This window comes from Allokutzneria albata (assembly GCF_900103775.1).
In the GTDB taxonomy this organism is placed as follows: Bacteria; Actinomycetota; Actinomycetes; order Mycobacteriales; family Pseudonocardiaceae; genus Allokutzneria; species Allokutzneria albata.
In genome coordinates, this window is the sequence record NZ_LT629701.1 from 4,833,383 (window position 1) to 4,859,771 (window position 26,389).

Below are 26,389 nucleotides of genomic sequence, written 5' to 3' on the forward strand. Positions count from 1 at the left end.
ACCTCAACTGGAGGAGCTGGTGTCGCTGCACAGCTCGGCGGCGGTCAGGGTGGTCATCTCGGACTCGGTGAAACCAAACGGCCGCACCGTCGACAGCAGCTCGCCACTGGCCCGCATGCGGTTGAGCTCCACGTTGAACGCGTCCCGGAAAGTCCTTTGGTCGCGCCGGAAACCGAACGCGCCGCAGCCGAGCTTGCGCTTGCCGCCGATCACCGGGACGTAGGCCGGGGTCAGCTCCAGCGGTGCGTCCGGGCGCTTGTTCAGCGCGTCCCGCAAGGAGATCGCGGTCAGTGAGAAGGCGTCCGCGCGGTTGGCCAGGATGCCGTCCAGCCCGCTGAAGACGCTGTCGAAGATGACCGCGCGGTCCATCAGGCCGAGGTCGGTCGCATAGCCGATGTTCGCGCTTCCGGTGAGCAGACCGACGCGAATGTCTTTCCGCGCAACGATGTCGTCGAGGGTGTTGATCCCCTTGGGGTTGCCCTTGGGCACCATCAGCGCCTCCGGCGCCTGGTACTCCGGATCGGAGAACAGGATCTGCTTGCACCGCGCGGGCGTGACGAACATGCCCGCCGCGATGACGTCGAAGACCCCGACCTGCAGCGCCGGGATCAGCGAGCCGAAGTCGGTGATCCGCGGGTTCATCCGCTCGACACCCAAGCGCTGGAAGACTTTCCGCGCCAGCTCGGGTGCCTCGCCGGTGATCCGGCCGCTGCGGTCGACGAAGCCGTACGGCGCCTCGTTGGCGATGCCGATGTTGACCTCGCCGCGGTCGCGGATGCGGCTGAGCAGGTCGCCGCCCGCCTCCTGCGCGGTCAGATCCACTGTGCTGCAAGAGGAAACGGCCATCCCCAGCGCGCCGGCCGCCGTGCCCAGGAGGAAGTTCCGTCGGGTGACGTGCGCGGCACACACGAGGGGCGACTCCTTGCCTCGGCAACAGAACCCGGCGAACGGTAGGTGCGCCACCCCACGGGGTCAAAGGGTCCGGTGTGGACGGCCGCGCTCGCCGCCGCGGGTGTACCCGCTTTTGCCCCGGTCAAACCGCGAGTTCTGTGCGAAGGTCACGATTCGGTCAAGCCGTGGGCTTTCCGGATGACCGTCACGATCTCGTCCATGATCTCGGTGAGCTCGTAGTCCTTGGGCGTGAACACCTTGGCCACACCGCGTTCCACCAGCTCATCCGCGTCGGCGGGCGGGATGATCCCGCCGAGCACCACCGGCACGTCGGTCACCCCGGCCGCCCTCAGCCCCTCGACGACCGCGGGCACGACCTCCAGGTGTGAGCCGGACAACACCGACAGCCCGACGACGTGCACGCCCTCCTGCACCGCAGCGGCCACGATCTGCGCGGGCGTGAGCCGAATGCCTTGGTAGACCACCTCGAAACCGACGTCGCGCGCCCGGACCGCGACCTGCTCCGCGCCGTTGGAGTGCCCGTCGAGGCCGGGCTTGCCGACCAGGATGCGCAGCCGCTCGCCCAGCTCCTCGCTCGCCTTGGCCACCCGCTCCCGCACCCCGGCCAGCGCGGCACCTGCCGCTCCGGCCGCCGAGGCACCGGACACCCCGGTCGGCGCGCGGTACTCGCCGAAGACCTCGCGCAGCGCCGAGGCCCACTCGCCCGTGGTCACCCCGGCCTTGGCACAGGAAATGGTGGCGGACATGAGGTTCGCACCGGTCTTGGCCGCCTCGCGCAGCCCGCGCAGCGACTCGTCCACAGTGGACGCTTCGCGGGCGGAGCGCCACGCGCGCACGGCCTCGCTCGCCTCGCGCTCCACCTTCGGGTCGATCGTCTCGATCGCCTTGGCACCCTCGGCCTGCAACGGGCTCGGCTCGGTGGTGTCGAACTTGTTCAGCCCGACGACGACGTCCTCACCGGACTCCACCCGGCGACGGCGCTCGGCGAGCGAGGAGACCATCTGCGACTTCATGTAGCCGCTCTCCACCGCCGCGACCGCGCCGCCCATCGCCTGCACGCGGTCGATCTCCGCCCGCGCGCCTGCCACGATCTCGTCGACCTTCGCCTGGATCACCGGCGAGCCGTCGAAGAGGTCCTCGTACTCCAGCAGATCCGTCTCGTAGGCCAGCACCTGCTGCATCCGCAGCGCCCACTGCTGGTCCCACGGGCGCGGCAGGCCCAGCGCCTCGTTCCACGCGGGCAGCTGGATCGCGCGGGCGCGGGCGTTGCGGGACAACGACACCGCGAGCATCTCCAGCACGATGCGTTGGACGTTGTTCTCCGGCTGCTGCTCGGTCAGCCCGAGCGAGTTGACCTGCACGCCGTAGCGGAACCGCCGCTGCTTCGGGTTCTCGATGCCGTAGCGGTCGCGGGTGATCTCCTCCCAGAGCACGCCGAAGGCGCGCATCTTGCACATCTCCTCGATGAACCGCACGCCCGCGTTGACGAAGAAGGAGATCCGCCCGACCACTTCGCCGAAGCGGTCGTCCGGCAGCTGTCCGGAGTCGCGCACCGCGTCGAGCACGGAGATCGCCGTGCACATGGCGTAGGCGACCTCCTGCACCGGGGACGCGCCGACCTCCTGCAGGTGGTAGCTGCAGATGTTGATCGGGTTCCACTTCGGCACGTGCTGCACCGCCCACGCCACCATGTCGGTGATCAGCCGCAGGCTCGGCCCCGGCGGGAACACGTAGGTGCCCCGCGACAGGTACTCCTTGATGATGTCGTTCTGCGTCGTGCCCGCGAGCTTGGACAGCATCTCGTCGCGGTCGAGTCCCTCGGCCTCGGCCTGCTCCTCGGCGACGCCGACGTAGAGCGCCAGCAACCACATCGCGGTGGCGTTGATCGTCATCGAGGTGTTGGCCTCGGCGAGCGGGATGCCGTCGAAGAGCTGCCGCATGTCGCCGATGTGGCTCACCGGGACGCCGACCTTGCCGACCTCGCCGCGGGAGAGCTCGTGGTCGGGGTCGTAGCCGGTCTGCGTCGGCAGGTCGAACGCCACCGACAGGCCGGTCTGTCCCTTGGCCAGGTTGCGCCGGTAGAGCGCGTTCGACGCGGCCGCCGAGGAGTGGCCTGCGTACGTCCGCATCACCCAGGGGCGATCGCGTTCACGGTCGGACGGGTACGGCACTGTCCACCTCCGCCTGCGGCTTCGGATTTCGCCGGACCCAGCGTACTGGCGAGTAACCAGGGATCTACGTGCGATTACTCACAGGAGTGAACAGAACCGGTTCAGCAACCGACTCGTGTTCGGTCAAGGATTTCGCGACCACACCCCGCGAGCAGCGACGACGAAGACCGCCCCCGCCGGTCAGCGCTCCGGCGGCGCCGAGACCCGCTGCACGTCCGCGCCGAGCCGCTGCAGGTTCTCGACGAACTGCGGGTAGCCGCGGTCGATGTGGAAGACGTCCCACACCTCCGTGACGCCCTCGGCGCACAGGCCCGCGAGCACCAGGCCCGCGCCCGCGCGGATGTCGGAGGCCCACACCGGGGCACCGGAGAGCTTCTCGACGCCGCGGACGACGCAGTGGTGGCCGTCCGTGCGCGCGTCGGCGCCCATCCGCATCATCTCCTCGACGAAGCGGAACCGGGCCTCGAACACGTTCTCCGTGATCATCGAGGTGCCCTCGGCGACCGCGGCGAGCGCGACCGCGAACGGCTGGTTGTCGGTGGCGAAGCCGGGATAGGGCAGCGTGACGAAGTCCACCGCCTTGGGACGGCCGTTCATCACCACGCGGAAGCCCTGCTGCGGCTCGTCCACCGTGGTGACCTCGGCGCCCGCCGTGCGCAGCTTCTCCAGCACCAGGTTGAGGTGGCCCGGGTCGACGCCGAGCACCGTGATGTCGCCGCGCGTCATGGCGGCGGCCAGCGCCCAGGTCGCGCCGACGATGCGGTCACCGATCACCCGGTGCTCGGTCGGCTGCAGGGACTGCACGCCGTGCACGGTCAGCGTCGAGGTGCCTGCGCCCTCGATCTTGGCGCCCATCTGCTGGAGCATCACGCAGATGTCGATGATCTCCGGCTCGCGCGCGGCGTTGTCGATGACCGTGGTCCCGTCCGCGAGCACGGCCGCCATCAGGATGTTCTCGGTCGCGCCGACGCTGGGGAAGTCCAGCCAGATCTGGGCACCGTGCAGGTTCTCCGCCTCCGCGACGACGCACCCGTGCTCGATGCCCGTGGTCGCACCGAGCTGGCGCAGGCCGTTCTGGTGCATGTCCAGCGGACGCGAGCCGATGGCGTCACCGCCGGGGAGCGCGACGACCGCCTTGCGGCAGCGCGCGACCAGCGGGCCCAGCACGCAGACCGAGGCGCGCAGCTTGCTCATCGACGCGAAGTCGGCGCGGTGGTTCGGCATCGAGGGCGAGACGATGGTGACCTTGTCGTGGTCGATGTCGACCTCGCAGCCCAGCCCCCGCAGCACATCCGCCATCAGCGGGACGTCCAGGATCTCGGGGCAGTTGGTCAGTGTCGTGGTGCCCTCGGCGAGCAGTGCCGCCGCCATCAGCTTCAGGACGCTGTTCTTCGCGCCGACAACGGAGACCTCACCGACGAGGCGTGCGCCGCCCTGGACCCGGAAATGCTCGCTCACGACTAGCCATCGTATGGGTCACGCTAAATCGTCTCGTGACCCCGTAGGGTCGCTGCCATGTCTGTCCGGATCAACCGCGTCTACACCCGCGTCGGTGACAACGGCACCACCGCGCTCGGTGACGGTGCCCGCGTGCCCAAGACCAGCACCAGGATCGCCGCGTACGCGGATGTGGACGAGCTGAACTCGGTCATCGGCGTCGCCCTCGCGCTCGGCCACCCCGCCGCCGACGTCGCCGAGGTCCTGCAGGCCGTCCAGAACGACCTCTTCGACCTCGGAGCGGACCTGTGCACGCCGATCGTGCCCGACCCGCCGTATCCCCCGCTGCGGGTCACCGAGGCCTACGTGGAGCGCCTCGAAGGCTGGTGCGACGAGTTCAACGAGCGGGTCGGCAAGCTGGAGTCGTTCATCCTGCCCGGCGGCACCCCCGCCGCGGCGCTGCTGCACCAGGCGCGCACCGTCGCCCGGCGCGCCGAGCGCAACGCGTGGGCGCTGCTGGAGGACCCCTCTGAGGGCGAGCGGACCAACCAGCTCGCGGCGAAGTACCTCAATCGCCTCTCCGACCTGCTGTTCATCCTGTCCAGGGTGGCGAACCCGGACGGCGACATTCTCTGGAAGCCCGGAGCCAACGGCTGAGGAATTGGGCATTTACACGAGAAGCGGCGTGTTCATAGTGCACATTTCCAAATGAGATTTCGCCTACCCTCGCAGCGACGCAGACAAACGCTAGCAAGGGAGTGCACGTGGTGGACGGTACAGGCATCTCGGTCGACTTCGACGGCCGGCTGCTCGTCGTGGAGCCCACCACCCCGGCGGCCAAGGAGGAACTGGGCACCAGCCGGTTGTCGCTGTTCCTCACCGACATCTCGAGGCTTTCCCTGAAGGGCGCGGGGATGCTGCGCGGTGGCAGGCTCAGTCTCACCATGCACGACGGCAGCCGCCACTACCTGGCGTTCAACCGCGCCCAGGAGCCACATTTCGCGCGCCTCTACAAGGAACTCCGCGCGGCGAAGTCCACTCTTTGAGACGACCCATTTTTGGCAAATGCCGCGAGGTCTTTATCCGGCATTGTGGCGGATGTCAAGGGCGGGGCTCGTCCACCGGTCCGCTGTGATCGGTCTCCTCGATTTCGAGACCGGGTGGCGACGGGAGACCGCCGCGCGCGTGGCGTTGTCCGCGGTGGCGTGCCCTGGGCGTCACAGCTGACCGGCGCGAACAGCGCGCCCGGTGTACGTTCCATGGCCGCTCGGGGGAACCCGGCGCCGATCTCCAAACGCCGCGTCGCGACGGGCCGGGACAGCCGAGGCGGTCAGGAGGCCCAGGGAACAGAACGTCCTGGCGGAGTGGACTCCAGCCAGGACAGGAAGCCGGTCAGGGCGCCGGGCGGCATGGCGAGCTCGAAGTCGCCGTCGGCGCTCTGACAACACAGCACGGTGGAACCCGATGGGACCATGTAGGTCTCCGGGCCGGTGGGCTCGCGTCGGGAGTCGATCTCCAGGTCGACGCGGTTGAAGACCTGGTCCGGGCCCGAGCGCAGGCCGAGGGCGCGGAACCAGGTGAACTCGTCGCCCCGGTAGCGGCCCACGCCGATGTGCCAGCGCCCGCCCTTGTCGGAGCCGAAGCGCACGGCCACGTCGATGCCACCCTGGCGGAGCAGGCGCAACCGGCGCCAGACCACCAGGACCACCGTGGCCGCCACAAGCAGCAGGACCAGAAGAAGGATCTCGACGATGCCCATGGCCCGGCCCTACCCGCTCAGCCGCGCGTCAGGCCGACTGTCCCGCGGCCTTCAGGCGGGCTGCCGCCCGTGCCCTCGCATCGGTGTCCTCGTCGTCGACGCGCGCACGCGCGCGCTCCACGTCGATCTCGTGCGCGAGTTCGGCGCCCTCGGCGAGCACGCTCACCCCGTCGCCGGTCACGGACAGGAAGCCGCCGTGCACGGCGGCCGTGACCACATCACCGTCGGTGGTGGTGATGCGCACGACGCCACCCTCGGTCAGCTGGCCAAGCATGGGCTCGTGACCGGGCAGGATGCCGATCTCGCCCTCGGTCGTCTGGGCCACCACCATGGTGCCGGTACCGGACCACAGGCGGCGCTCGACAGCGACCAGCTGGACGGACATCTCAGCCACTGGCATCTCCTTCACACGCTCGTCCCGGTCAGTCTAGACGGTCGCCTGGCAACCATTTCCACCCGACCGGTGTGACCACAGGTGACCGCCCGACGATCCCACCCGAGGGTTGTATGACAAGCACCGATGAGTCGTTCGCGGAGTTCGTCCGCGCCCGGTCCCCCGCGCTGCTCAAGACGTCGTTCCTGCTCTGCGCCGGTGATCGCGGCGCGGCGGAGGACCTGCTCCAGGACGTGCTCGAGCGGATGTTCTGCCGTTGGCGCCGAATAGCCGGCCCGCCCGAGCCCTACGCCCGCAAGGCGTTGGCCAACGCCGCCGCGAACCGGTGGCGGACGCGGTCCCGGCGGGTCACCGAGGCACCGCTGGACGACGTGCTCGGACCGAGTGAGCCTGGTCACGAGGAGGGCGTGATCGCCCGGGCCGAGCTGGTCCGCGCCCTGGCCGCCCTGCCGCCGAAGATGCGCACGGTGATCGTGCTGCGCTTCTTCGAGGACTACACCGAGGAGCAGACCGCGCTCGCGCTCGGCTGCGGCAAGGGCACGGTGAAGAGCCAGACCTCCCGAGGGCTCACGCGGCTGCGCGAGCTGATCTCCCCTGACGCGTCCGAACTCCTTGAGGAGCGGCGATGACCCCGGACAACGATCTGCTCGAAAGATCACTGCGGCACGCGGTGTCCGATGTGGACACTCCGCCGGACTTCACCGACCGCGTGCTCGTCGGCGGCCGGCGCAGGCGGTTCCGCCGCCGGGCGGGCATGGCCACCGCCGTGGCCGTCGTCACCGTCCTGGTCGGCGGCCTGGCCGCGAGCACTCCGGCGTGGCTGGCCGGGCCGGACACCACCGTTCCGGCCGACCCGCGGATGAGCGAACCGACCCGCGGCGACCTCGCGAAGGACTCGGCGTTCCTGGACAAGGTCCTCAGCACGTGGCGGGCCGAGGGCCTTGTCGTCAACAACATGGCACCCACTGCGGGGAAGGACTGCTGGCAGTTCACCCAGCCCGCCCATGTGCACTGGGCGGGCACCACTCCGGCGGGACCGGCGGCCCTGGTGCTCCAGCCGATCAGGAACACGCCAGGAACCTGCGACAGGGTCGAACCTGGGTCTTCCACCTGGCTCGCGCTCATCGGCACCGAGCCGAACGACGGTGCGATGCACGTCCTGTACACGACCGGCGAGCGCAGCCGGGAGGTCTTCGCGTTCGGGCCGAAGGCGAGCACCGTGCTCGCCACCGAGGCGAGCGGCGCCCGCGGCGTGTCACCGAAGATCGACGTCGGCCAGGACGGCACGATGACCAGGCGCGTCCAGCCGCTGCTGTTCCGGGACGGCGTCGCCCTGCACCGCATCGAGGCGGGCGCATACGTGGAGCTTGACTTCGTCGTCACCCCGGAACTGCCCGACAGCCAGGGCCGGCTCAAGAGGCACCCGCTGGACATGTCCCTGGCGACGCAGGCCCGCTACACGGGCTGGCCGCATAAGGACTGGCCGCGCTTGCGGGGCGCCCTCGGAGGCATCCACATTCCCGACGACGACGGCCGACGCCAGCTGCTCAGGAACGCGTTGAGCCAGGCAGGGATGACCGATCCGTTCAACTCCCCGTTCGAGGTCGACGCCGACTGGTCGGTCTTCGCCGCGCTGCCGGACGGGCGGACCGTGGGGGTCACCGAGCGGTACGCGGACTCCGCTTCGCACCTCTACGCAGTGCTGTTCCCCGGGGACAAGCAGTCCCAGGAGAAGCTCCACCGCGGCGAGAAGGTCCAGCAGACCGTGGTCTACGGCGGCAGGACCGATCAGAAGGCCGGGCACGTGCTGATCCGCCTGCCCGACAAACAGGGCTGGATCCTGGCCGCCGCCGGGGCCGTGATCCGGTACCGGATCGGCCAGCAGCCCTGGGTCCCCCTCGGCGGCGAAGCCGCGTTGCTGCCCGACGACGCGACCGAGGTCCAGCTGTCGAAGCAGGCGGCGCCCGGTTCCGACCCCGTCGTCACCACGATCCCGCTGTCCTGAGGCGGGAACGCGAAAAGGGCCGGGTTCCCGACGGGGAACCCGGCCCTTTTCGGCGTCTAGCCGAGGCTCACTTGGTGAGCTTCTTGTAGTTGGCCTCGAGGTCGTCGATGCCGCCGCACATGTAGAACGCCTGCTCCGGCATGTGGTCGAAGTCGCCCTTGGTGAGGCGGTCGAACGCCTCGACGGTCTCCTTGACCGGCACGTTGGAGCCGGGCTGGCCGGTGAACTGCTCCGCCGCGTACATGTTCTGCGACAGGAACCGCTCGATCCGGCGAGCGCGCTGGACCAGCACCTTGTCCTCTTCGGACAGCTCGTCCATACCGAGGATGGCGATGATGTCCTGCAGGTCCTTGTACTTCTGCAGGATCCGGATGACCTCCTGGGCGACGCGGTAGTGCTCGTCGCCGACGATCGAGGGGTGCAGGATCGTCGAGGTGGAGGCCAGCGGGTCCACCGCCGGGAAGATGCCCTTGGAGAACACGCCACGCGAGAGCTCGGTGGTCGCGTCCAGGTGGGCGAAGGTGGTGGCGGGCGCCGGGTCGGTGTAGTCGTCCGCGGGCACGTAGATCGCCTGCATCGAGGTGATCGAGCGGCCCTTGGTCGAGGTGATCCGCTCCTGCAGCTCACCCATCTCGTCGGCCAGCGTCGGCTGGTAACCCACGGCCGACGGCATCCGGCCCAGCAGGGTGGAGACCTCGGAACCGGCCTGGGTGAACCGGAAGATGTTGTCGATGAACAGCAGCACGTCCTGGTTCTGGACGTCGCGGAAGTACTCCGCCATGGTCAGCGCGGACAGCGCGACGCGCATGCGGGTGCCCGGCGGCTCGTCCATCTGACCGAACACCAGGGCGGTGTCCTTCATGACGTTGGACTCGGTCAGCTCCGCGATGAGGTCGTTGCCCTCACGGGTGCGCTCACCGACACCGGCGAAGACCGAGGTACCACCGAAGTTCCTGGCGATACGGGTGATCATCTCCTGGATGAGCACCGTCTTGCCGACACCGGCACCGCCGAACAGACCGATCTTGCCGCCCTTGACGTACGGGGTCAGCAGGTCGACCACCTTGAGGCCGGTCTCCAGCACCTCGGTCCGCGGCTCGAGCTGGTCGAAGGCCGGGGGCTTGCGGTGGATGCCCCAGTGCTCGGCGTCCGCGCCGTAGCCCGGCTGGTCCATGCAGTCGCCGAGCGCGTTGAACACGTGGCCCTTGACCAGGTCGCCCACCGGCACCGAGATCGGCTTGCCGGTGTCGACGACCTCGGCACCCCGGACGAGACCGTCCTGCGGCTGCATGGAGATCGTCCGGACCAGGTTGTCGCCGAGGTGCTTGGCGACCTCCAGGGTCAGGGTCTTGGCCATCGCCTCGTGGGTGATCTCGACCTTGAGGGCGTTGAACAGGTCCGGCACGGAGTCGCGGGGGAACTCGACGTCCACGACCGGGCCGTTGACCCGGACCACACGGCCGATACCGGCAGCAGTAGCTGTCGTCATCTCACTCATCACTTCCTGCGGTAGCCAGTGCGTCGGCGCCACCGACGATCTCGCTGATCTCCTGGGTGATCTGGGCCTGGCGAGCCTGGTTCGCCTCTCGGGTGAGAGCGCGGATCATCTCGCTGGCGTTGTCGGTGGCCGCCTTCATGGCGCGCTGCCGGTTGGCCAGCTCGGAGGCCGCCGACTCCAGCAGCGCCGAGTACAGCCGGGTCTTGATGTACTTCGGCAGCAGCGCGTCGAGCAGCGTCTCCGGGTCCGGCTCGAAGTCGTAGCCGGGCAGGACGTCGGTCTCGTCCTCACCGGCGTACTCGACCTCCAGCGGCACCACGCGCTTGGCGATCGGCTGCTGGGTCATCATCGACCTGAACTCGGTGTAGACGACGTGCACCTCGTCGAAGGCGACCGCGCCGGACTCGGCGTCGGCGAGGAAGCCCTCGACCAGCGCGTCACCCGCGGCCACGATGTCGGCGTAGGTCGGCTTCTCGGAGAAGCCGGTCCACGAGTCCACGACCTCGCGCTGGCGGAAGCGGTAGTACCCCGCCCCCTTGCGCCCGATGACGTACAGGAACGGCTGTTTGCCCTCCTGGCGCAGCCGGGTCTGGAGCTCCTCCGCCGCCTTGATCACGTTCGAGTTGTAGCCACCGCACATGCCCTTGTCACTGGTCACGACCAGGACGGCGGCACGCGTGGGGTTCTCGTGCGCCACCAGCAGCGGGTGGCTGAGCGTGGAGGCCGTCGCCAGCGAGGAGAGCACCTTGGTGATCTCCTCGGTGTAGGGCCGCGACGCCGCGACCCTGGCCTGCGCCTTGCCGATGCGCGAGGTGGCGATGAGTTCCATGGCCCGCGTGATCTTCTTGATCGCTTGGGTGGACTTGACCCTCTGCTTGAGGACGCGAAGTTCAGCAGCCATGCGTCACCACGTCACTTCTTGGCCGGAGCCGGACGGTTCACCTTGACCGACTCCTGCCCGAGCTTGGAGTCGTCGATCGCGTCCGCGGCCGGGTCGTTGACGACGCGGGTCCCGTCGGAGGCGGTGAACTGCTTCTTGAACTCGTCGATCAGCTTGCCGATCCGCTCGGAGTTCTCGTCGGAGAGGTCCTTGCTGTCGCGGATCTCGGCGAGCACGCCCTCGTGGTTGCGGCGCACCCAGTCCAGCAGCTCCGACTCGAACCGGCGGACGTCGCCGACCGGGACCGAGTCCAGGTAGCCGCGGGTACCGGCGTAGATCGAGACGACCTGCTCCTCGACCGGGAACGGCGCGTACTGGGACTGCTTGAGCAGCTCGACCAGGCGGGCACCGCGCTCCAGCTGGGCCTTGGACGCCGCGTCCAGGTCCGAGGCCAGGGCCGCGAAGGCCTCCAGCTCGCGGTACTGCGACAGGTCCAGCCGCAGCGAGCCCGCGACCTTGCGCATGGCCTTGACCTGCGCGGAGCCACCGACGCGGGAGACCGAGATACCGACGTTGACCGCCGGGCGCACGCCCTGGTTGAACAGGTCGGACTCCAGGAAGCACTGGCCGTCGGTGATGGAGATGACGTTGGTCGGGATGTAGGCCGACACGTCGTTGGCCTTGGTCTCGATGACCGGGAGGCCCGTCATCGAACCGGCGCCCAGGTCGTCGGAGAGCTTGGCGCAGCGCTCCAGCAGACGCGAGTGCAAGTAGAAGACGTCGCCCGGGTAGGCCTCGCGGCCCGGCGGACGGCGCAGCAGCAGGGAGATCGCGCGGTAGGCCTCGGCCTGCTTCGTCAGGTCGTCGAAGACGATCAGGACGTGCTTGCCCTGGTACATCCAGTGCTGGCCGATGGCCGAGCCGGTGTACGGGGCCAGCCACTTGAAGCCCGCGGAGTCGGAGGCGGGGGCGGCGATGATGGTGGTGTACTCCATCGCACCGCGGTCCTCCAGCGCCTTCTTCACCGCGGCGATGGTGGAGCCCTTCTGGCCGACCGCGACGTAGATGCAGCGAACCTGCTGGTTCGGGTCGCCGGTCTCCCAGTTGGCCTTCTGGTTCAGGATGGTGTCCACGCAGACCGCGGTCTTGCCGGTCTTGCGGTCACCGATGATCAGCTGGCGCTGGCCGCGGCCGATCGGGGTCTGCGAGTCGATCGCCTTGATGCCGGTCTGCAGCGGCTCCTTGACGGACTGCCGCTGGACCACGGTCGCGGCCTGCAGCTCCAGGGCGCGGCGGTCGTCGGCGACGATCTCGCCGAGGCCGTCCACCGGCTCACCGAGCGGGTTGACCACGCGGCCCAGGTAGGCGTCGCCGACCGGGACGGACAGCACCTGTCCGGTCCGCTTGACCTCCTGGCCCTCTTCGATGGACTCGTAGTTGCCGAGGATGGCAACACCCAGCTCGCGCACGTCCAGGTTCAGGGCGACGCCCAGGACGCCGCCGGGGAACTCCAGCAGCTCGTTGGCCATCGCCGAGGGCAGGCCCTCGACATAGGCGATGCCGTCACCGGTCACGGTGACGGTTCCGACCTCTTCCCGGTTGACCTCCGGGGAGTAGCTGGAGACGTAGTTCTCGATCGCACTGCGGATCTCGTCCGACGAGATCGTCAGCTCCGCCATGTCGTTCCTGCTCTCGGTTCGTTCTCGACCAGTGTGGTCGTCGTTGAGGGGGCCCGCACCGTCCTGGCGAGGACGAGTACTGCCGTGGGCGTCGTTGTTATCCAGCGAGCTCGCGGCGGAGGGCCTCCAAGCGGCCAGCCGCACTTCCGTCGATGACCTCGTCGCCGACGCGGATCACCATGCCGCCTCGCAGTGCCGCGTCGACCTCGATGTGCAGGGCGATCGGCCGCGAGTAGACACGCTGCAGCAGAGCGGACAGCCGGTCCTGCTGCGCCTCGCTGAGCGGGATGACCGAGCGCACGTACGCGACCGACCTCTCCCGCCGCTTGGCCGCGAGGCCGGCCAGCTGCTCCAGACCGGCCACCACCCCGAGCCCACGGGGCTCGGTGACCAGCTGCTCGGCGAGGGTCTGGGTGACCGGCTCCACCTTGCCCGCGGTCAGCGAGCGCAGCAGCTCGACCTTGCCCGCTGCCTCGCGGGTCGGGTCGGAGAGCAGCCGGTCGAGGTCGGGCTGGGCGGCGACGATGCGGCCGAGCCGGAACAGCTCGTCCTCCACCGCGTCCAGCCTGCCGTCCTGCTCGGCGCGCACCAGGGAGACGGTGCGGGTGAGCAGTTCGATGCCGTCGACCAGCTCCCGCGGGCTGGACCACCTCGCGGTGACCACGGTGGCGAGCAGGTCGACCGCCCGCTCGCCCACCTTGCCCGCCAGCAGGCCGCGCACCAGCGCCTCGCGCCCCGCGGGGTCGCTCGACGCGTCGGCGATGGCCCGGCGAAGGCCGATCTCTGAGTTCAGCAGGGTGGTGACGGCGAACAGCTCGTCGGCGAGCTTGCCGAGGCCGTCGCCGTCCACCCCACTGGTGATCTCCTGCAACCGCGCTTCCGCGCTTGCGAGCGCCTCACGGCTGGCGGCGTGCATCGCACTCATGCCTTCGCTCACTTACCAGCCGGCGCCGAGACGGCGTCCAGCTCGTCGAGGAAGCGGTCCACCGTGCCGCGCCTGCGGGCCTCGTCCTCCAGGGACTCCCCGACGACGCGACCGGCCAGGTCGACGGCCATCCGCCCCAGGTCCCCGCGCAGTTCCGCGACGATCTGGGCGCGCTGGGCGGCAAGCTGGTTGTTGCCCTGCGCGATGATGCGAGCGGCCTCGGCCTGGGCCTTGGCGTAGAGCTCTTCCTTGATCTTCTCCGCCTCGGCCCGAGCGTCGTCCCGGATCCGGGCGGCCTCGGCACGGGCGTCGGCCAGCTGGGCCTGGTACTCCGCCAGGGCCTGCTGCGCCTGTGCCTGGGCCTGCTCCGCCTTGGCGATGCCGCCCTCGATCTTCTCGGTGCGATCGGCCAGCACCTTCTGGAAGGTCGGAAGCACCTTCTTCCAGAAGACGAAGCCGATGATCGCCAAGCAGACCGCGGACCAAACGATGTCGTAGACCGCGGGGATCAGCGGGTTCTGCTGCGCGGCCGCTAGCACTGTGGTCGTCACGGTGTCACCGAATCCTTAGTCAGAGGATCCTTGCGGATCAGAGGCCGCCGAACATGATGCCCGCGACCAGGCCCAGCAGACCCAGGGCCTCGGTGAACGCGATACCGAGGATCATGGTGGTGCGCAGCTGGCCGGACAGCTCGGGCTGACGGGCCATGGCCTCGACGGTCTTGCCGGACACGATGCCGACGCCGATGCCAGGGCCGATGGCGGCGAGGCCGTAACCGATGCTGGCGACGTTGCCCATAACCTCTGCGAGGTTCATTCTGTCGTTCCCTTTCAGGTTGGCCCCGGCCGAGTGTGGACGGACGGGGTCGTACCGATTCCCTGTTCTCAGTGCTCCGCGTGCAGCGCGCCGTCGATGTAGACGGCGGTCAGCATCGTGAACACGTATGCCTGGAGGACCTGCACCAGCAGTTCGAACAGGGTGAAAATGAATCCGGCACCGAAGGACAGCACGCCGACCGGGGCGAGCAGCAGACTTCCGGCCTGGAAGAGCAGGAACCAGGCGGCTCCGAAGAAGAGCACCAGCGTCATGTGCCCGGCGATCATGTTCGCCAGCAGACGCACGGTGAGGGTGAACGGCCGCACCAGGAAGGTCGAGACGAACTCGATCGGCGTCACGAGCAGGTAGAGCGGCTTGGGGATACCGGGCGGGAACAGGTTGGACTTCATGTACGGACCGAAGCCCTGCGCCTTGATGCCCGCGTAGTTGAAGACGAAGTAGGTCAGCAGCGCCAGCAGCAGCGGCACGCCGATCTTCGCCGTGCTCGGCATGTTCAGGAACGGGATGACCCCGGAGAGGTTCAGCGCCCAGACCATGAAGAAGATCGTGGTCAGCAGCGGGAGGAACCGCCTGCCGTTGACCTTGCCGAGGATCTCCTCGGCGATGGACACGCGGACGAAGTCCAGCCCCATCTCGGCCAGGTTCTGCACGCCACGCGGCACGATCTTCGGCCTGCGCAGGGCGATCAGGAAGAAGCTCACGAGCACCACCGTCATCAGGACGCGGATCAGCATGATCCGGTCGATCTGGAACGGAGTGCCCTCGAACAGCAGCGCCGGCGGGAAGAACTCGGCGATCGAGGGCGGGTGGTACGTGTCTTCTGAGGCCAGCACCAACATCGAGCGCGGTCTCCCTGCTATGGCGGCCAGCACTGTTCAGCTCCGGCCGTGGCGTACGTAGACGATGTAGAAGCTCATGACGGCGCCGACCAGCAGGCCGGAGATCAGGAAGATCCGGCCGCCGACCGCCAGGTCGATGAGGTACCCGACGCCACCCCAGAGGGTTGGGCCGGCGAGCAGGGTACTGATGAGCGCCCAGACGTCCGCGTTACCCGATTGGGTGCCTTTGTCCGTCTTGTCGCTCATCCCAGCAGCACCTTACCAACCGTTTGGACAGAGCTTGTGAACCGGGGGTCAATCTTCAATCTGCTGGCCAGACGGGGTGCGAGGGGTCGGCTCCACGTACGGCGCGCGGGACTTGATCACAGCGAGTGACTCTGTGACAAGCACTACCACGATCGAGAGCGCGGTCACGACGAAGAGTGTCGGTTTTGAGTAGAAATCCAGGGGCCTCAGGACCAGCAGGAGTACGAAGACCGCCACCATCTTCACCAACCAGGAGCCCATGACCGCCCCCAAAGTGGCAGCCGGGCTCGCCTTCATCGTCGCCAGCACGGCACCCGTGGTGACGAGCAGGAAGACCCCGGCGATGGCCGCGCCGAGCACCGCACCCCACAGCCCGGGCTCGCCCGCGACCGACCACGCCACCGCCACCGACACCACGACGAGGGCGCCGAGCGTCACGGCGGACTGCACGAGGGCCCTGCGCAGGACCTCGCTCGGGTTGGCGACGACCGTCTGCTTCAGCGGGTTCACGTCCGAATTGTCCCTGACGTGCCCGGACGATCACCGCAGGGGGTCAGGAACGGCGGGACTCGCGCAGCCTCGGGATGGCCGAGGCGAACAGCGCCAGCAGCAGGCCGACCCCGACCACCCAGATCACCGTGGCCACGTCGAAGACCGTCAGCGACACCGCGCCGAAGGCCAGCACCGAGGCCCACAGGTAGATCAGCAGCACGGCGCGGCGCTGCGAGTGGCCGATCTCCAGCAGCCGGTGGTGCAGGTGCATCTTGTCCGGCGCGAACGGGCTGCGACCCGCCCGCGTCCGCCGCAGCACCGCCATCACCAGGTCCAGCAGCGGCACGAACAGCACCGCGGCCACCACCAGCAGCGGCGAGAGAAGCGCCAGGGTGCTCTTGCCGCCGTAGCTGGCGAAGTTGAGCTGGCCGGAGGCCGAGGTGCTCGCCGCGGCCAGCATCAACCCGATCAGCATCGAGCCCGAGTCGCCCATGAAGATGCGCGAGGGCTGGAAGTTGTGCGGCAGGAAGCCCGCGCAGGCCCCGGCCAGCGTCGCCGCCATCAGGGCGCCCGGGTAGGCGTTCTGGTCGCCGCTGTTGCCCGCGATCAGCACCAGGGTGAACGACCACGCGCCCACGGCGGCGATCAGCCCGATGCCCGCCGCGAGCCCGTCCAGGCCGTCGACGAAGTTCATCGCGTTGATCATGGTCACCGCGAGCAGCACCGTGAGCAGCGCGCCCTGGTCCCCGTCGAGGATGATCAGCTGTCCCTTGCTGTCCGCCGACCCGCCCCACGGCACCCAGAACAGGAACCACTGGACGCCGAAGAGGACCAGCAGACCGGCCGAGGTCACCTGGCCGGCCAGTTTGGTCAGCGAGTCCAGTTCGAAGCGGTCGTCCAGCGCCCCGACCACCACGATCACCGCGCCGGCGATGGCGACGCCGATGACCTCGGAGGAGATCGTGAAGGAGTTGCGCAGCACCGGCAGGTGCAGCGCCAGGAACATGCCGGAGAGCACGCCGCCGAACATGGCGACGCCACCCATCCGCGGCTTGGGCTGCGCGTGCACATCCCGTTTTCGGGGGTAGGCGACGGCACCGACCCGGAAGGCGAGTTGCCGCACCAGGCCGGTGAGCAGGAAGGTCACCGCGGCGGAGACCAACAGGACGAGGAAGAATTCTCTCACCGGCAGACCAGCGGGAGTGAAGGCAGGCGTCGTGCCCACGGTGGACGATTAACCTCGCGGATAGGCAGGGTTGGCGGCGACCAGGTCGGCGACGGCACCGGCGACGGAGGCCAGTTCGGCGTCCCCGCTCTCGGTCCCGCGTTCGGCGCGGACGGCACGGCCGATCAGGCGTGCGATCTCGGCCATGTCCGTCTCGGTCATCCCCTGCGTGGTGACTGCCGGAGAACCGATCCGGATACCGGAGGCGGTCATCGGCGGGGCTGGGTCGTACGGAATCGCGTTCTTGTTCAAAGTGATCTTGGCAGCGCCCGTGCGGGCTTCCGCCTCCGCCCCCGTGACGCCCACCGGGCGCAGGTCGATCAGGGCGAGGTGGGTGTCGGTGCCGCCGGAGACCGGCCGCATCCCCTCGGCCTCCAGGCCCTTGGCCAGCGCGACGGCGTTCGCGACGACCTGCGCGGCGTAGGACCGGTACTCCGGGGAGGCGGCTTCCTTCAGCGCCACCGCCTTGGCGGCGACGTTGTGCATCAGCGGCCCGCCCTGGCTGAACGGGAAGACCGCCTTGTCCAGCGCCTTGGCGTGCTCGGCGCGGGAGACGATCATGCCGCCGCGCGGGCCTCGCAGCACCTTGTGGGTGGTGAAGGAGACGACGTCGGCGTAGGGCACAGGTGAGGGGATCGCCTTGCCCGCGACGAGGCCGATGAAGTGCGCGGCGTCGACCCAGAGGATCGCGCCCACCTCGTCGGCGATCTCGCGGAAGGCGGCGAAGTCGAACAGCCTCGGGTACGCGGTGGCGCCCGCGACGATCATCTTCGGCCGGTGCTCCAGCGCGAGCTCGCGCACCTGGTCGTAGTCGATCAGCTCGGTGTCCTTGTCGACGCCGTACGGCACGGGGTTGAACCACTTGCCGGAGAAGCTGACCTTGGAGCCGTGGGTGAGGTGGCCGCCCTGCTTGAGGTCCATGGCGAGCACGGTGTCGCCCGGCTTGCAGAACGCCGCGTACACGGCGAGGTTGGCGCTGGCGCCGGAGTGCGGCTGGAGGTTGGCGTGCTCGGCGCCGAAGAGCTCCTTGGCGCGGGCGATGCCGATCTCCTCGGCCTTGTCGACCTCCTCGCACCCGCCGTAGTAGCGGCGGCCGGGGTAGCCCTCCGCGTACTTGTTGGACAGCGTCGAACCGATCGCGGCGAGCACGGCGGGACTGGTGAGGTTCTCGCTCGCGATGAGTTGGAGCCCGCCGCGCAGCCGGTCCAGCTCACCGAGAACGACATCGGCGATCTCCGGGTCGGTGGACTGCAGGGCGGTGAAGTCGGGGCCCCAGAACGGCGTTGTCACTGCGGTTGCTCCTGTCGTAGGGCGGCGCGAATCGCGTTTCGTACGCTACCGCGCGAGTTCGACCTCGGTGCCCACGACCTCGGCCACATCGGCGAGGCTCACGGCCCCTTCACGCAGCACCAACGGGTGCGGACCGGTGAGGTCCACGATGGTGGAGGCGACGGGTTCTCCGGACGGCCCTCCATCCAGATAGACGGCCACGGAGTCGCCGAGTTGCTCCTGTGCCCCGATCGCGGTAGTCGCGGGCGGGTGACCTGAGCGGTTGGCGCTGGAGACGGCCATCGGGCCGACCTCGCGCAGCAGGTCGATCGCGACCGGGTGCAGCGGCATCCGGACCATGACCGTGCCCCTGGTGTCCCCCAGGTCCCAGTTCAGCGACGGGGCGTGCGGCAGCACGATGGACAGCCCGCCCGGCCAGAACGCCTCGATCAACAACCTCGCCTGGTGCGGAACGGAGAGCACCAGTCCGTCCACAGTGGACCACGAGCCGACCAGGACGGGCAGCGGCATGTCCCGCCCGCGCCCCTTGGCGTCCAGCAGGCTCTGCACCGCCGCGGAGTCGAAGGCATCACACCCCAGGCCGTAGACGGTGTCGGTCGGCAGCACGACCAGCTGCCCGCTCCGGACGGCTCCGGCAGCGGCGGCCAGACCGGCCTCGCGCTGCGCGTCGTCCTCTCCACCACACGCGTAAACCATGCTCACAGCAGCACCATAGCCCCGCGCCCCCGCCCCGATCAGGCGTGCCCCGCCTCCCCCGCCCAACGCACCGAACGACTCATTCGGTGCGTTGGGGAGCCTGAACGACTCGTTCAGGACACGGAGGTGCGGAGTGCGGTGGTGAAGCGGGGACGGCCTGCGAGGTCGGCGTGCGGGGTCACCGCGGTGAGGACCTTGCGGGTGGCGAGGAGGTCCGGGACGGCCGTGCCGTGGGTGTCGTCGTGCTCGATGGCCACCCCGCCGCCCGACCGCAGCAGGCGGGCCGCCGCGCTCACCACGTGCCGGATGACCGCGAGGCCCTGGTCGGCCGCGAAGACCGCCTGGGGCGGGTCGTAGTCGGCGACCTCGGGCGGCACGGGGGTGCCCTCCGGGACGTAGGGCGGGTTGCACAGCACCAGGTGGACCGTGCCGTCGAGCTGTGACAACAGGCCGGGGTCGGTGACATCCCCGGAGTGCAGGCGGATCGGCGTGTCCCCGTTCTGGGCACGAGCGTCGGCGTTGTGCCGCGCCCAGGCCAGCGCCGTCTGGTCCAGTTCGACGGCGTGCACGACGGCGTCGGGGCGCTCGTGGGCGAAGCCGAGGGCGAGGGCGCCGGAACCGGTGCAGAGGTCCACCACCACCGGCTCGCGGACGTCGGCGAGCAGGCGCAGGCCCCACTCCAGCAGCAGTTCGGTCTCCGGACGGGGCACGAACACGCCCGGGCCCACGTCGAGCGGAACCCGGCCCATCACCGCGGAGCCGAGGATGTGCTGGAGGGGTTCGCGGGTGGCGCGACGGCGGACGAGCTTGTGCAGCTGCTCGATCGCGGCCGGGTCGACCAGCGGGATCAGCGGCAGCCGCCCGCGCTCGACGCCGAGCACGTGGGCCGCGAGCAGTTCGGCGTCCACGCGGGGGCTGGCCACCCCGGCGCCTGCCAGGATGCGCTCGGCGTCCATGACGGCGAGGCGCAGGGGCTGTCGGTTGTTCACGCTGGGCACCGGTCCATGATCACCCCTGCTGGCCGAGCCGCTCCGCCCGGTCCGCCTCGGCCAGCGCGTTGAGCACGCCGTCCAGCTCGCCGTCGAGCACCTGGTCGAGGTTGTACGCCTTGTAGTTCACCCGGTGGTCGGAAATCCGGTTCTCCGGGAAGTTGTAGGTGCGGATGCGCTCGGAGCGGTCCACCGTGCGGATCTGGCTGCGCCGGGCGTCCGACGCGGTGCGCGCGGCCTCCTCCTCGGCGATCGCCTGCAACCGCGAGCGCAGCACCTGCATGGCGCGGGCCTTGTTCTGCAGCTGCGAGCGCTCGTTCTGGCAGGACACCACCACGCCGGTCGGCAGGTGGGTGATCCGGACCGCGGAGTCGGTGGTGTTGACGCTCTGCCCACCCTTGCCGGAGGAGCGGAACACGTCGATGCGCAGGTCCTTCTCGTCGATCTCGACCTCGACGTCCTCGGCCTCCGGGTAGACCAGCACGCCCGCGGCCGAGGTGTGGATGCGGCCCTGCGACTCGGTCACCGGGACCCGCTGCACGCGGTGCACGCCGCCCTCGAACTTCAGCCTGGCCCACACGCCGTCCGGGCCCTCACCGCGGCCCTTGATCGCCAGCGTGGCGTCCTTGTGGCCGTTGAGGTCGGAGCGGACCTCGTCGAGCAGCTCAGTGCGCCAGCCCTGGCGCTCGGCGTAGCGCAGGTACATCCGCAGCAGGTCGCCGGCGAACAGCGCCGACTCCTCACCGCCCTCACCGGACTTGATCTCCATGACCACGTCGGCGGAGTCGTGCGGGTCCCTGGGCAGCAGCAGCTCGGTGAGCTTGGCCTCCAGCACCGGGATGCGCCCGGCCAGCTCCTCGGCCTCCTCGGCGAAGGAGGGGTCCTCCTTGGCCAGCTCCCTGGCCGCGGCCAGGTCGGAGCGCAGCCCCTCCAGCTCCTTGACGGTCTGGGCGATCGGGGCCAGCTCGGCGTAGCGGCGGCCCAGCCTGCGCGCGGCCACCGGGTCGGCGTGCACGTCGGGGTCGGCCAGCTGTCCCTCCAGCTCGGCGTGCTCGGCCAGCAACGCGTCGACGGATTCGGCAACTGATCGAGTCACGGGTGCTCCGGAGGTCGGGGGTTCGGCCAAGTGTGACAAGTGCCCGTGCAGACACGCGAAGCGCCCGTCCGGATCAGCTCCGGACGGGCGCAGTGAGCGTGTGGGGCTACTTCGAGCGCTTGCCGTAGCGCGCCTCGAAGCGGGCCACGCGACCGCCGGTGTCCAGGATCTTCTGCTTGCCCGTGTAGAACGGGTGGCAGTTGGAGCAGACCTCGACGTGGATCGCGCCGGACTGCTTGGTGCTGCGGGTCGTGAAGCTGTTGCCACAACCGCAGGTCACGCTGGTGTCCACGTAGTCCGGGTGGATGTTGCTCTTCACCTGTGTCCTCTTCTCTCGACGGCCGCCGGGTCCCCGTGCGCGAGAGCGAGGGGTGAACCGGAGCCAGACTTCGACCTACCAGTGTGCCAGACGCTCCCCTGACGTCGGCATGTGCCCGACCACCTGCCGTTCGACGGCCCGGGGAGGCCATCCGCCGCACCCGGCCGACCACCCGCCGAGGGCGGCGGTGGAACATCTTCCCTTCCTCACGTTCGGCAGCAGACTGAGCACGTGGTGTGCACAGCGGGACGTCGCCTCTCCCTGGCCGGCTGGCTGGGGCTGCCGCTGCTGTTCGTCGGCATGGTCGCGGGCCTGAACGGGGCGTTGTTCCTGGTCAGCGGGGCCCCGGTGGAGCTGAGCAGCGCGCACTTCGGCGCGGCCGCCGCGCTCGCGGTCGCCACCAGCGGCGAGGTCCGCTGGCGCGCGCCCTGGCAACGGCACTGGGTGCGCTGGCCATGGTCGGCAACGCTGCTCGTCGGCGGGATATTCCTGCACGGGACGCTCATCCCGGCCGTGCCGGCCACCGCGGCGGGTGTGCTGGCCGCGGCCGTGTTCACCGTGGGTCTGCAGCGCGCCCAGCGCCGCGAACGGCAGTACCAGGAGGACGAGGACCAGTTCGCCGTCGGCGCTTGACCACCGGCCCCCGAACCGGCCCTAGGAGAGCTTCGCCAGGCCGACCTTGAGCGCGAAGATCGCCAACTGGACGCGGTTGTCCAGGCCGAGCTTGGCCAGCACCTTGGTGACGCGGTTCTTCACCGAGGGCTCGCTCAGCCCCAGTTCGGCGGCGATGCCCGCGTTGGACAGCCCCGAGGCGACCAGCCGGACCACCTCCACGTCCCGCCTGGTCAGCAGCTCCGTCCCGGCCAGGTCCGATTCCTCCGGCTCGGCCAGCCGCCGCACCGTCTGCTGGATGAGCCTGCCGGTCACGCCCGGGCTGAGCATGCCGTCGCCCGCCGCGACCACCCGGACCGCGTGCGCGATCTCGTCGGGCGAGGCGTCCTTGCGCAGGAACCCGCTCGCCCCCGCCCGCAGCGCGGAGTGCACGTACTCGTCGGAGTCGTAGGTGCTCAGCATCAGCACCCGCGGCCGGGGCTCGGGCGTCGTCCAGTCGGAGAGCAGCCGCCGGGTCGCGGTGATCCCGTCCATCACGGGCATCCGCACGTCCATCACCAGCACGTGCGGTCGCAGGCTGAGCGCGGCGCCCAGGGCGGAGAGCCCGTCCGCGGCCTCCCCCACCACCTCGATCGGGGGGCGCCGCGCGAGCAACGCCGCCAAGCCGGTGCGCACGACCACGTCGTCATCGGCGAGCAGCACCCGAATCGGCTCCGACGATCCGAACACCCCAGTCACGTGAGACCACCCATCAACGATCCGTGGCCGAGCTACGCGGTCCGGTCCAGCGGCACCCCAGCGCCGACGGGAACGGCGGCCAGCACCCGGTACCCACCACCGGCCACCTGCCCGGCCTCCAGCCGCCCCCCGAGACGGCGGACGCGTTCCCGCATACCCCGTACGCCGAAACCGGAACCCGGGAACCGGCGCGGCCGGTCGGCGCGGCAGCGTTCGTTGGAGACAGCCGCCAGCAACTCCCCGCCGACGACCTCCAGCCGCAGCAGCACGCGGGTCGGCGAGGAGTGCTTGACCACATTGGTCAGCGCCTCGCGCAGCACCCAGTAGATCTCCGGCGGCACGTCCTGCGGCAGCTCACCCACGCGCAGCTCGACCTCGTTGCCCGCGTCCTCGGCGAAGCGGACCAGTTCGGGCAGGTCGTCGACACCGCGCTCGCGCGCACCGGGTTCTCCGCGCAGCTGTGCGACGAGCGCGCCGAACTCGGTCAGCGCCGCCCCGATGCTTTCCCGAATTCCTTTGGTGGCAAGGGAAATCTCCGGCGACCGGCCCGCGGCGACCTCGTCGAGCAGATAGGTCCGCACGCTGATCGCGCTCAGGTGGTGGCCCACCACGTCGTGCAGCTCGGCCGCGATCCGGAGCCGTTGTTCGCGCAGCTCCTCGACGCGGCGCTGCTCGATCGCGACCAGAAACTGTTGCCGCACAACGATTCCCAGGACGAAGACGACAACGGCCAACGCCGCCCACACCATCGGACCTGGTGCGCCGGATACCACCACCACGACCGGAAACGCCGCAGCAGCACCGAAAACGAACCAGCGCCGATCCCCGTGCAGTCGCGCTCGCACGCGCCGTCGCCTCCCCCTCGAGCCCCATGATCCCCAGTAGTTGCATACCTGGCGATGCGAACCACGGCCAGGCTCGAACGATCCTTCCACCGCAATGGCGCAATCGCGGAGAGTCACAGATCTCAATTCTTTGACGGGATCGACCGCTGTCCGAGGTAACGGAGTACATCGATCAGATGGCTCCGGGCCATCCGGCCGCCGCCGTTCACGCGAACTGGTTCGCGTGTTTCCGCCCGGAACGCACGACGGCCCCCGCGGGAAGGGCGGGGGCCGTCGAGGGGATGACTGACGATCAGTCGTCGTTGCTGTTGCCGCCGGGGCTGTTCTTCGCGACCTGCATCAGGAACTCGATGTTGGTGCGGGTCTTGCGGAGCTGGGTGATCAGCAGGTCGATCGCCTGCTGGTTGTCCAGCGCCGCCAGCACGCGGCGGAGCTTGATGGTGACCGCGAGCTCGTCCGGCGAGAGCAGCAGCTCCTCCTTGCGGGTGCTGGAGGCGTCCACGTCCACCGCGGGGAAGGTCCGCTTGTCCGCGATCTTGCGGTCCAGCTTGAGCTCGGAGTTGCTGGCGCCCTTGAATTCCTCGAAGATGACCGTGTCCATCGTGGACCCGGTCTCCACCAGCGCGGTGGCGAAGATGGTCAGCGAACCGCCACCCTCGATGTTGCGCGCCGCGCCGAGGAAGCGCTTGGGCGGGTAGAGCGCGGTGGAGTCCACACCACCGGAGAGGATCCGGCCGGACGCCGGGGCCGCCAGGTTGTAGGCGCGGCCGAGGCGGGTGATGGAGTCCAGCAGCACGACCACGTCGTGACCGGCCTCGACCAGGCGCTTGGCCCGCTCGATGGACAGCTCGGCGACCGTGGTGTGGTCCGACGGGGGCCGGTCGAAGGTGGAGGCGATGACCTCACCCTTGACCGAGCGCTGCATGTCGGTGACCTCTTCGGGCCGCTCGTCCACCAGCACGACCATCAGGTAGCACTCGGGGTTGTTCTTGGTGATCGCGTTGGCGATCGCCTGCAGCACCGAGGTCTTACCGGCCTTCGGCGGGGACACGATCAGCGCGCGCTGCCCCTTGCCGATCGGCGTCACCAGGTCCAGGACGCGGGTGGTGATGATGTGCGGCTCGGTCTCCAGGCGCAGCCGCTCGTTCGGGTACAGCGGCGTCAGCTTGGTGAACTCGGGGCGGTTGCGCGCCGCCTCCGGCTCCAGGCCGTTGATGGTGTCCACCCGGACCAGCGGGTTGAACTTCTGCCGCTGCTGCTCACCGTCGCGCGGCTGGCGCACCGCACCGGTGATCGCGTCACCCCGGCGCAGGCCGTACCTGCGCACCAGGGACAGCGAGACGTAGACGTCGTTCGGCCCGGACAGGTAGCCCGAGGTGCGCACGAACGCGTAGTTGTCGAGCACGTCGAGGATGCCGGCCACCGGGAGCAGCACGTCGTCCTCACGGACCTCGGTCTCGCGGTCGCCACCGGAGCCACGGCCGCCGCCGTCCTCGCCCCGGCCGCCGCGGTTGCGGCGCCGGTCGCGGAAGCGCCTGCCGCGCCTGCGGCCGCCGTCCTCGTCGTCCTCGTCGTCGCGGACCTGCTCGCGCTCGCGCTGCTGGCCGCGCTCGCCCCGGTCACCGCGGTCGTCGCGGTCCCGGTTGCGGCCGCGGCCGCCGCGCTCGCCCCGTTCGGACCGGTCGCCGCGCTCGGAGCGCTCAGCGCGCTCACCCTGCTCCTCGCGGTCGCCGCCGCGCTGGTTGCGCCGCTCGGACCGGTCACCGCGCTCTCCGCGGTCACCGCGCTCGGGGCGCTGGCCCTTGTCCTGCTGCGGCGCCTCCGCCTTCTCCTCGGCGGCGGGTGCCTGGGCCTCGGAGTCACCGCGCTCGGCGGCGTCCGGGCTGCCCGCGGGCCTGGACACGGCACGGCGCCTGCTGCGGCTGCGGCGGGCGTCGCCGCCGGAGGCCTCCGCGTCGGCGGCCGGGGCCTTGGCCTCGGCGGGGGCGGACTTGGCCGGGGCAGGAGCGCTCTCGGCCTCGGGCAGCGGGAGCTGCGCGGCCTGCTTGCGCGAGCCGGATCCCCCGCCCTGGCGCTCCTTGATGGCAGCGATCAGGTCACCCTTGCGCATCCCGCTGGTGTTGCCGATGCCCAACTCTCCCGCGAGTTGGCGAAGCTCGGCGAGCACCATCCCGGAGAGGCCACCGCGCCTCTTGGGGGCGGTCCCGTTCGTAGCGGGGGCGTCGCTGCTCAACAGTTCTGTGTCGCTCACACATGTCCTTCCTGACCGGAACGCGCCTCCTACGCGAACCAGCGGAGCGCCGCCGCCGCGGGACGCGGGAACAGCGCTTCAAGTCCAGTCTCGGCGGGGCCTCGCGGAACCTCGGGGTATCGCAGGCGATCATGGCCACCGATACGGAACTCGTCAGTCACTGCGGCGGTCGGGTACCCGAGGGCGACGACCTTGTCGTGGTTGGGCCACAAGGTCAACTCTCAACGGGAGATGCGACCCGGAGACATGTGTCC

Annotated in this window: 28 protein-coding genes; 5 read left to right on the top strand and 23 right to left on the bottom strand. The window is 69.7% G+C overall.

What is annotated here, in order from left to right:
- Positions 1–3: 3 nt before the first annotated feature.
- From ehuB to murA, 3 genes are all read right to left on the bottom strand, one after another.
- Positions 4–909: an ectoine/hydroxyectoine ABC transporter substrate-binding protein EhuB gene (gene ehuB, locus BLT28_RS21610; RefSeq protein ID WP_030428939.1), complete on the bottom strand. Its 906-nt coding sequence runs from the start codon at positions 907–909 to the stop codon at positions 4–6.
- Positions 910–1,058: 149 nt separating this feature from the next.
- Positions 1,059–3,083 carry a protein meaA gene (locus BLT28_RS21615; RefSeq protein WP_030428938.1) on the bottom strand — a complete coding sequence of 675 codons (2,025 nt, stop codon included), beginning with the start codon at positions 3,081–3,083 and terminating at the stop codon, positions 1,059–1,061.
- A 180-nt stretch (positions 3,084–3,263) separates the two neighbouring features.
- Positions 3,264–4,541 (bottom strand): UDP-N-acetylglucosamine 1-carboxyvinyltransferase, encoded by a 1,278-nt coding sequence (murA, locus tag BLT28_RS21620; protein WP_030428937.1) that lies wholly within the window; start codon positions 4,539–4,541, stop codon positions 3,264–3,266.
- Between the two features lie 57 nt (positions 4,542–4,598).
- Here murA and BLT28_RS21625 point away from each other — a divergent pair, with 57 nt between their 5' ends.
- Positions 4,599–5,177, top strand: coding sequence for a cob(I)yrinic acid a,c-diamide adenosyltransferase (locus BLT28_RS21625; protein WP_030428936.1), 579 nt, complete (start codon positions 4,599–4,601; stop codon positions 5,175–5,177).
- 107 nt (positions 5,178–5,284) lie between these two features.
- Positions 5,285–5,566 carry a hypothetical protein gene (locus BLT28_RS21630; RefSeq protein ID WP_030428935.1) on the top strand — a complete coding sequence of 94 codons (282 nt, stop codon included), beginning with the start codon at positions 5,285–5,287 and terminating at the stop codon, positions 5,564–5,566.
- Between the two features lie 284 nt (positions 5,567–5,850).
- On the opposite strand, the gene BLT28_RS21635 is transcribed toward BLT28_RS21630, so the two are convergent.
- Positions 5,851–6,279, bottom strand: coding sequence for a DUF2550 domain-containing protein (locus tag BLT28_RS21635; protein ID WP_030428934.1), 429 nt, complete (start codon positions 6,277–6,279; stop codon positions 5,851–5,853).
- Between the two features lie 28 nt (positions 6,280–6,307).
- A complete protein-coding gene (locus tag BLT28_RS21640) occupies positions 6,308–6,673 on the bottom strand; it encodes a F0F1 ATP synthase subunit epsilon (protein WP_030428933.1) in 366 nt (121 codons plus the stop codon).
- A 113-nt stretch (positions 6,674–6,786) separates the two neighbouring features.
- Between BLT28_RS21640 and BLT28_RS21645 the strand changes: the two genes are divergently transcribed.
- Together BLT28_RS21645 and BLT28_RS21650 are read left to right on the top strand one after the other, a co-directional pair.
- Positions 6,787–7,302: a SigE family RNA polymerase sigma factor gene (locus BLT28_RS21645; protein WP_052407175.1), complete on the top strand. Its 516-nt coding sequence runs from the start codon at positions 6,787–6,789 to the stop codon at positions 7,300–7,302.
- The gene (locus BLT28_RS21650; protein ID WP_030428931.1) at positions 7,299–8,678 is read left to right on the top strand and encodes a hypothetical protein; all 1,380 of its coding nucleotides are present in this window, start codon (positions 7,299–7,301) and stop codon (positions 8,676–8,678) included. The genes BLT28_RS21645 and BLT28_RS21650 overlap by 4 nt, the downstream gene beginning before the upstream one ends.
- 67 nt (positions 8,679–8,745) lie before the next feature.
- On the opposite strand, the gene atpD is transcribed toward BLT28_RS21650, so the two are convergent.
- The 15 genes from atpD to rpmE all read right to left on the bottom strand — a co-directional run bounded on the left by atpD (position 8,746) and on the right by rpmE (position 21,689).
- Positions 8,746–10,176: a F0F1 ATP synthase subunit beta gene (gene atpD, locus BLT28_RS21655; RefSeq protein ID WP_407638741.1), complete on the bottom strand. Its 1,431-nt coding sequence runs from the start codon at positions 10,174–10,176 to the stop codon at positions 8,746–8,748.
- A complete protein-coding gene (locus BLT28_RS21660; RefSeq protein WP_030428929.1) occupies positions 10,169–11,077 on the bottom strand; it encodes a F0F1 ATP synthase subunit gamma in 909 nt (302 codons plus the stop codon). The genes atpD and BLT28_RS21660 overlap by 8 nt, the downstream gene beginning before the upstream one ends.
- Before the next feature lie 11 nt (positions 11,078–11,088).
- Complete coding sequence (gene atpA, locus BLT28_RS21665) at positions 11,089–12,735, bottom strand: F0F1 ATP synthase subunit alpha (protein ID WP_030428928.1); 1,647 nt, start codon at positions 12,733–12,735, stop codon at positions 11,089–11,091.
- Between the two features lie 97 nt (positions 12,736–12,832).
- Positions 12,833–13,660: a F0F1 ATP synthase subunit delta gene (locus BLT28_RS21670; RefSeq protein ID WP_030428927.1), complete on the bottom strand. Its 828-nt coding sequence runs from the start codon at positions 13,658–13,660 to the stop codon at positions 12,833–12,835.
- Between the two features lie 8 nt (positions 13,661–13,668).
- On the bottom strand, positions 13,669–14,211 hold the full coding sequence (locus BLT28_RS21675) for a F0F1 ATP synthase subunit B (protein ID WP_030428926.1): 543 nt from the start codon (positions 14,209–14,211) through the stop codon (positions 13,669–13,671).
- A 37-nt stretch (positions 14,212–14,248) separates the two neighbouring features.
- Positions 14,249–14,476 (bottom strand): ATP synthase F0 subunit C, encoded by a 228-nt coding sequence (atpE, locus tag BLT28_RS21680; RefSeq protein WP_030428925.1) that lies wholly within the window; start codon positions 14,474–14,476, stop codon positions 14,249–14,251.
- A gap of 68 nt (positions 14,477–14,544) precedes the next feature.
- Entirely contained in the window at positions 14,545–15,336 is a 792-nt protein-coding gene (gene atpB / locus BLT28_RS21685) for a F0F1 ATP synthase subunit A (protein ID WP_052407174.1), read from the bottom strand.
- A gap of 36 nt (positions 15,337–15,372) precedes the next feature.
- Positions 15,373–15,582, bottom strand: a complete 210-nt coding sequence (locus BLT28_RS21690) for a hypothetical protein (protein ID WP_030428923.1) — start codon at positions 15,580–15,582, stop codon at positions 15,373–15,375.
- A 48-nt stretch (positions 15,583–15,630) separates the two neighbouring features.
- Complete coding sequence (locus BLT28_RS21695; protein WP_063766543.1) at positions 15,631–16,092, bottom strand: hypothetical protein; 462 nt, start codon at positions 16,090–16,092, stop codon at positions 15,631–15,633.
- Positions 16,093–16,135: 43 nt separating this feature from the next.
- Positions 16,136–17,299: a glycosyltransferase family 4 protein gene (locus BLT28_RS21700; protein ID WP_030428921.1), complete on the bottom strand. Its 1,164-nt coding sequence runs from the start codon at positions 17,297–17,299 to the stop codon at positions 16,136–16,138.
- Positions 17,300–17,308: 9 nt separating this feature from the next.
- The gene (locus tag BLT28_RS21705; RefSeq protein WP_030428920.1) at positions 17,309–18,589 is read right to left on the bottom strand and encodes a serine hydroxymethyltransferase; all 1,281 of its coding nucleotides are present in this window, start codon (positions 18,587–18,589) and stop codon (positions 17,309–17,311) included.
- Between the two features lie 45 nt (positions 18,590–18,634).
- On the bottom strand, positions 18,635–19,291 hold the full coding sequence (locus BLT28_RS21710; protein ID WP_030428919.1) for an L-threonylcarbamoyladenylate synthase: 657 nt from the start codon (positions 19,289–19,291) through the stop codon (positions 18,635–18,637).
- A gap of 107 nt (positions 19,292–19,398) precedes the next feature.
- Positions 19,399–20,241 carry a peptide chain release factor N(5)-glutamine methyltransferase gene (gene prmC / locus BLT28_RS21715; RefSeq protein ID WP_030428918.1) on the bottom strand — a complete coding sequence of 281 codons (843 nt, stop codon included), beginning with the start codon at positions 20,239–20,241 and terminating at the stop codon, positions 19,399–19,401.
- Between the two features lie 52 nt (positions 20,242–20,293).
- Complete coding sequence (prfA, locus tag BLT28_RS21720) at positions 20,294–21,370, bottom strand: peptide chain release factor 1 (RefSeq protein WP_030428917.1); 1,077 nt, start codon at positions 21,368–21,370, stop codon at positions 20,294–20,296.
- A 106-nt stretch (positions 21,371–21,476) separates the two neighbouring features.
- Positions 21,477–21,689, bottom strand: coding sequence for a 50S ribosomal protein L31 (gene rpmE, locus BLT28_RS21725; protein ID WP_030428916.1), 213 nt, complete (start codon positions 21,687–21,689; stop codon positions 21,477–21,479).
- Between the two features lie 231 nt (positions 21,690–21,920).
- On the opposite strand from rpmE, the gene BLT28_RS21730 reads away from it, so the two are divergent.
- Complete coding sequence (locus tag BLT28_RS21730) at positions 21,921–22,322, top strand: hypothetical protein (protein WP_052407173.1); 402 nt, start codon at positions 21,921–21,923, stop codon at positions 22,320–22,322.
- A gap of 21 nt (positions 22,323–22,343) precedes the next feature.
- Here the strand turns inward: BLT28_RS21730 and BLT28_RS21735 are convergent, their stop codons facing one another.
- From BLT28_RS21735 to rho, 3 genes are all read right to left on the bottom strand, one after another.
- The gene (locus BLT28_RS21735; protein WP_231950372.1) at positions 22,344–23,039 is read right to left on the bottom strand and encodes a response regulator transcription factor; all 696 of its coding nucleotides are present in this window, start codon (positions 23,037–23,039) and stop codon (positions 22,344–22,346) included.
- 32 nt (positions 23,040–23,071) lie between these two features.
- Complete coding sequence (locus tag BLT28_RS21740; RefSeq protein WP_162184824.1) at positions 23,072–23,740, bottom strand: sensor histidine kinase; 669 nt, start codon at positions 23,738–23,740, stop codon at positions 23,072–23,074.
- 436 nt (positions 23,741–24,176) lie between these two features.
- Positions 24,177–26,135, bottom strand: a complete 1,959-nt coding sequence (rho, locus tag BLT28_RS21745; protein ID WP_030428912.1) for a transcription termination factor Rho — start codon at positions 26,133–26,135, stop codon at positions 24,177–24,179.
- Positions 26,136–26,389 lie beyond the last annotated feature (254 nt).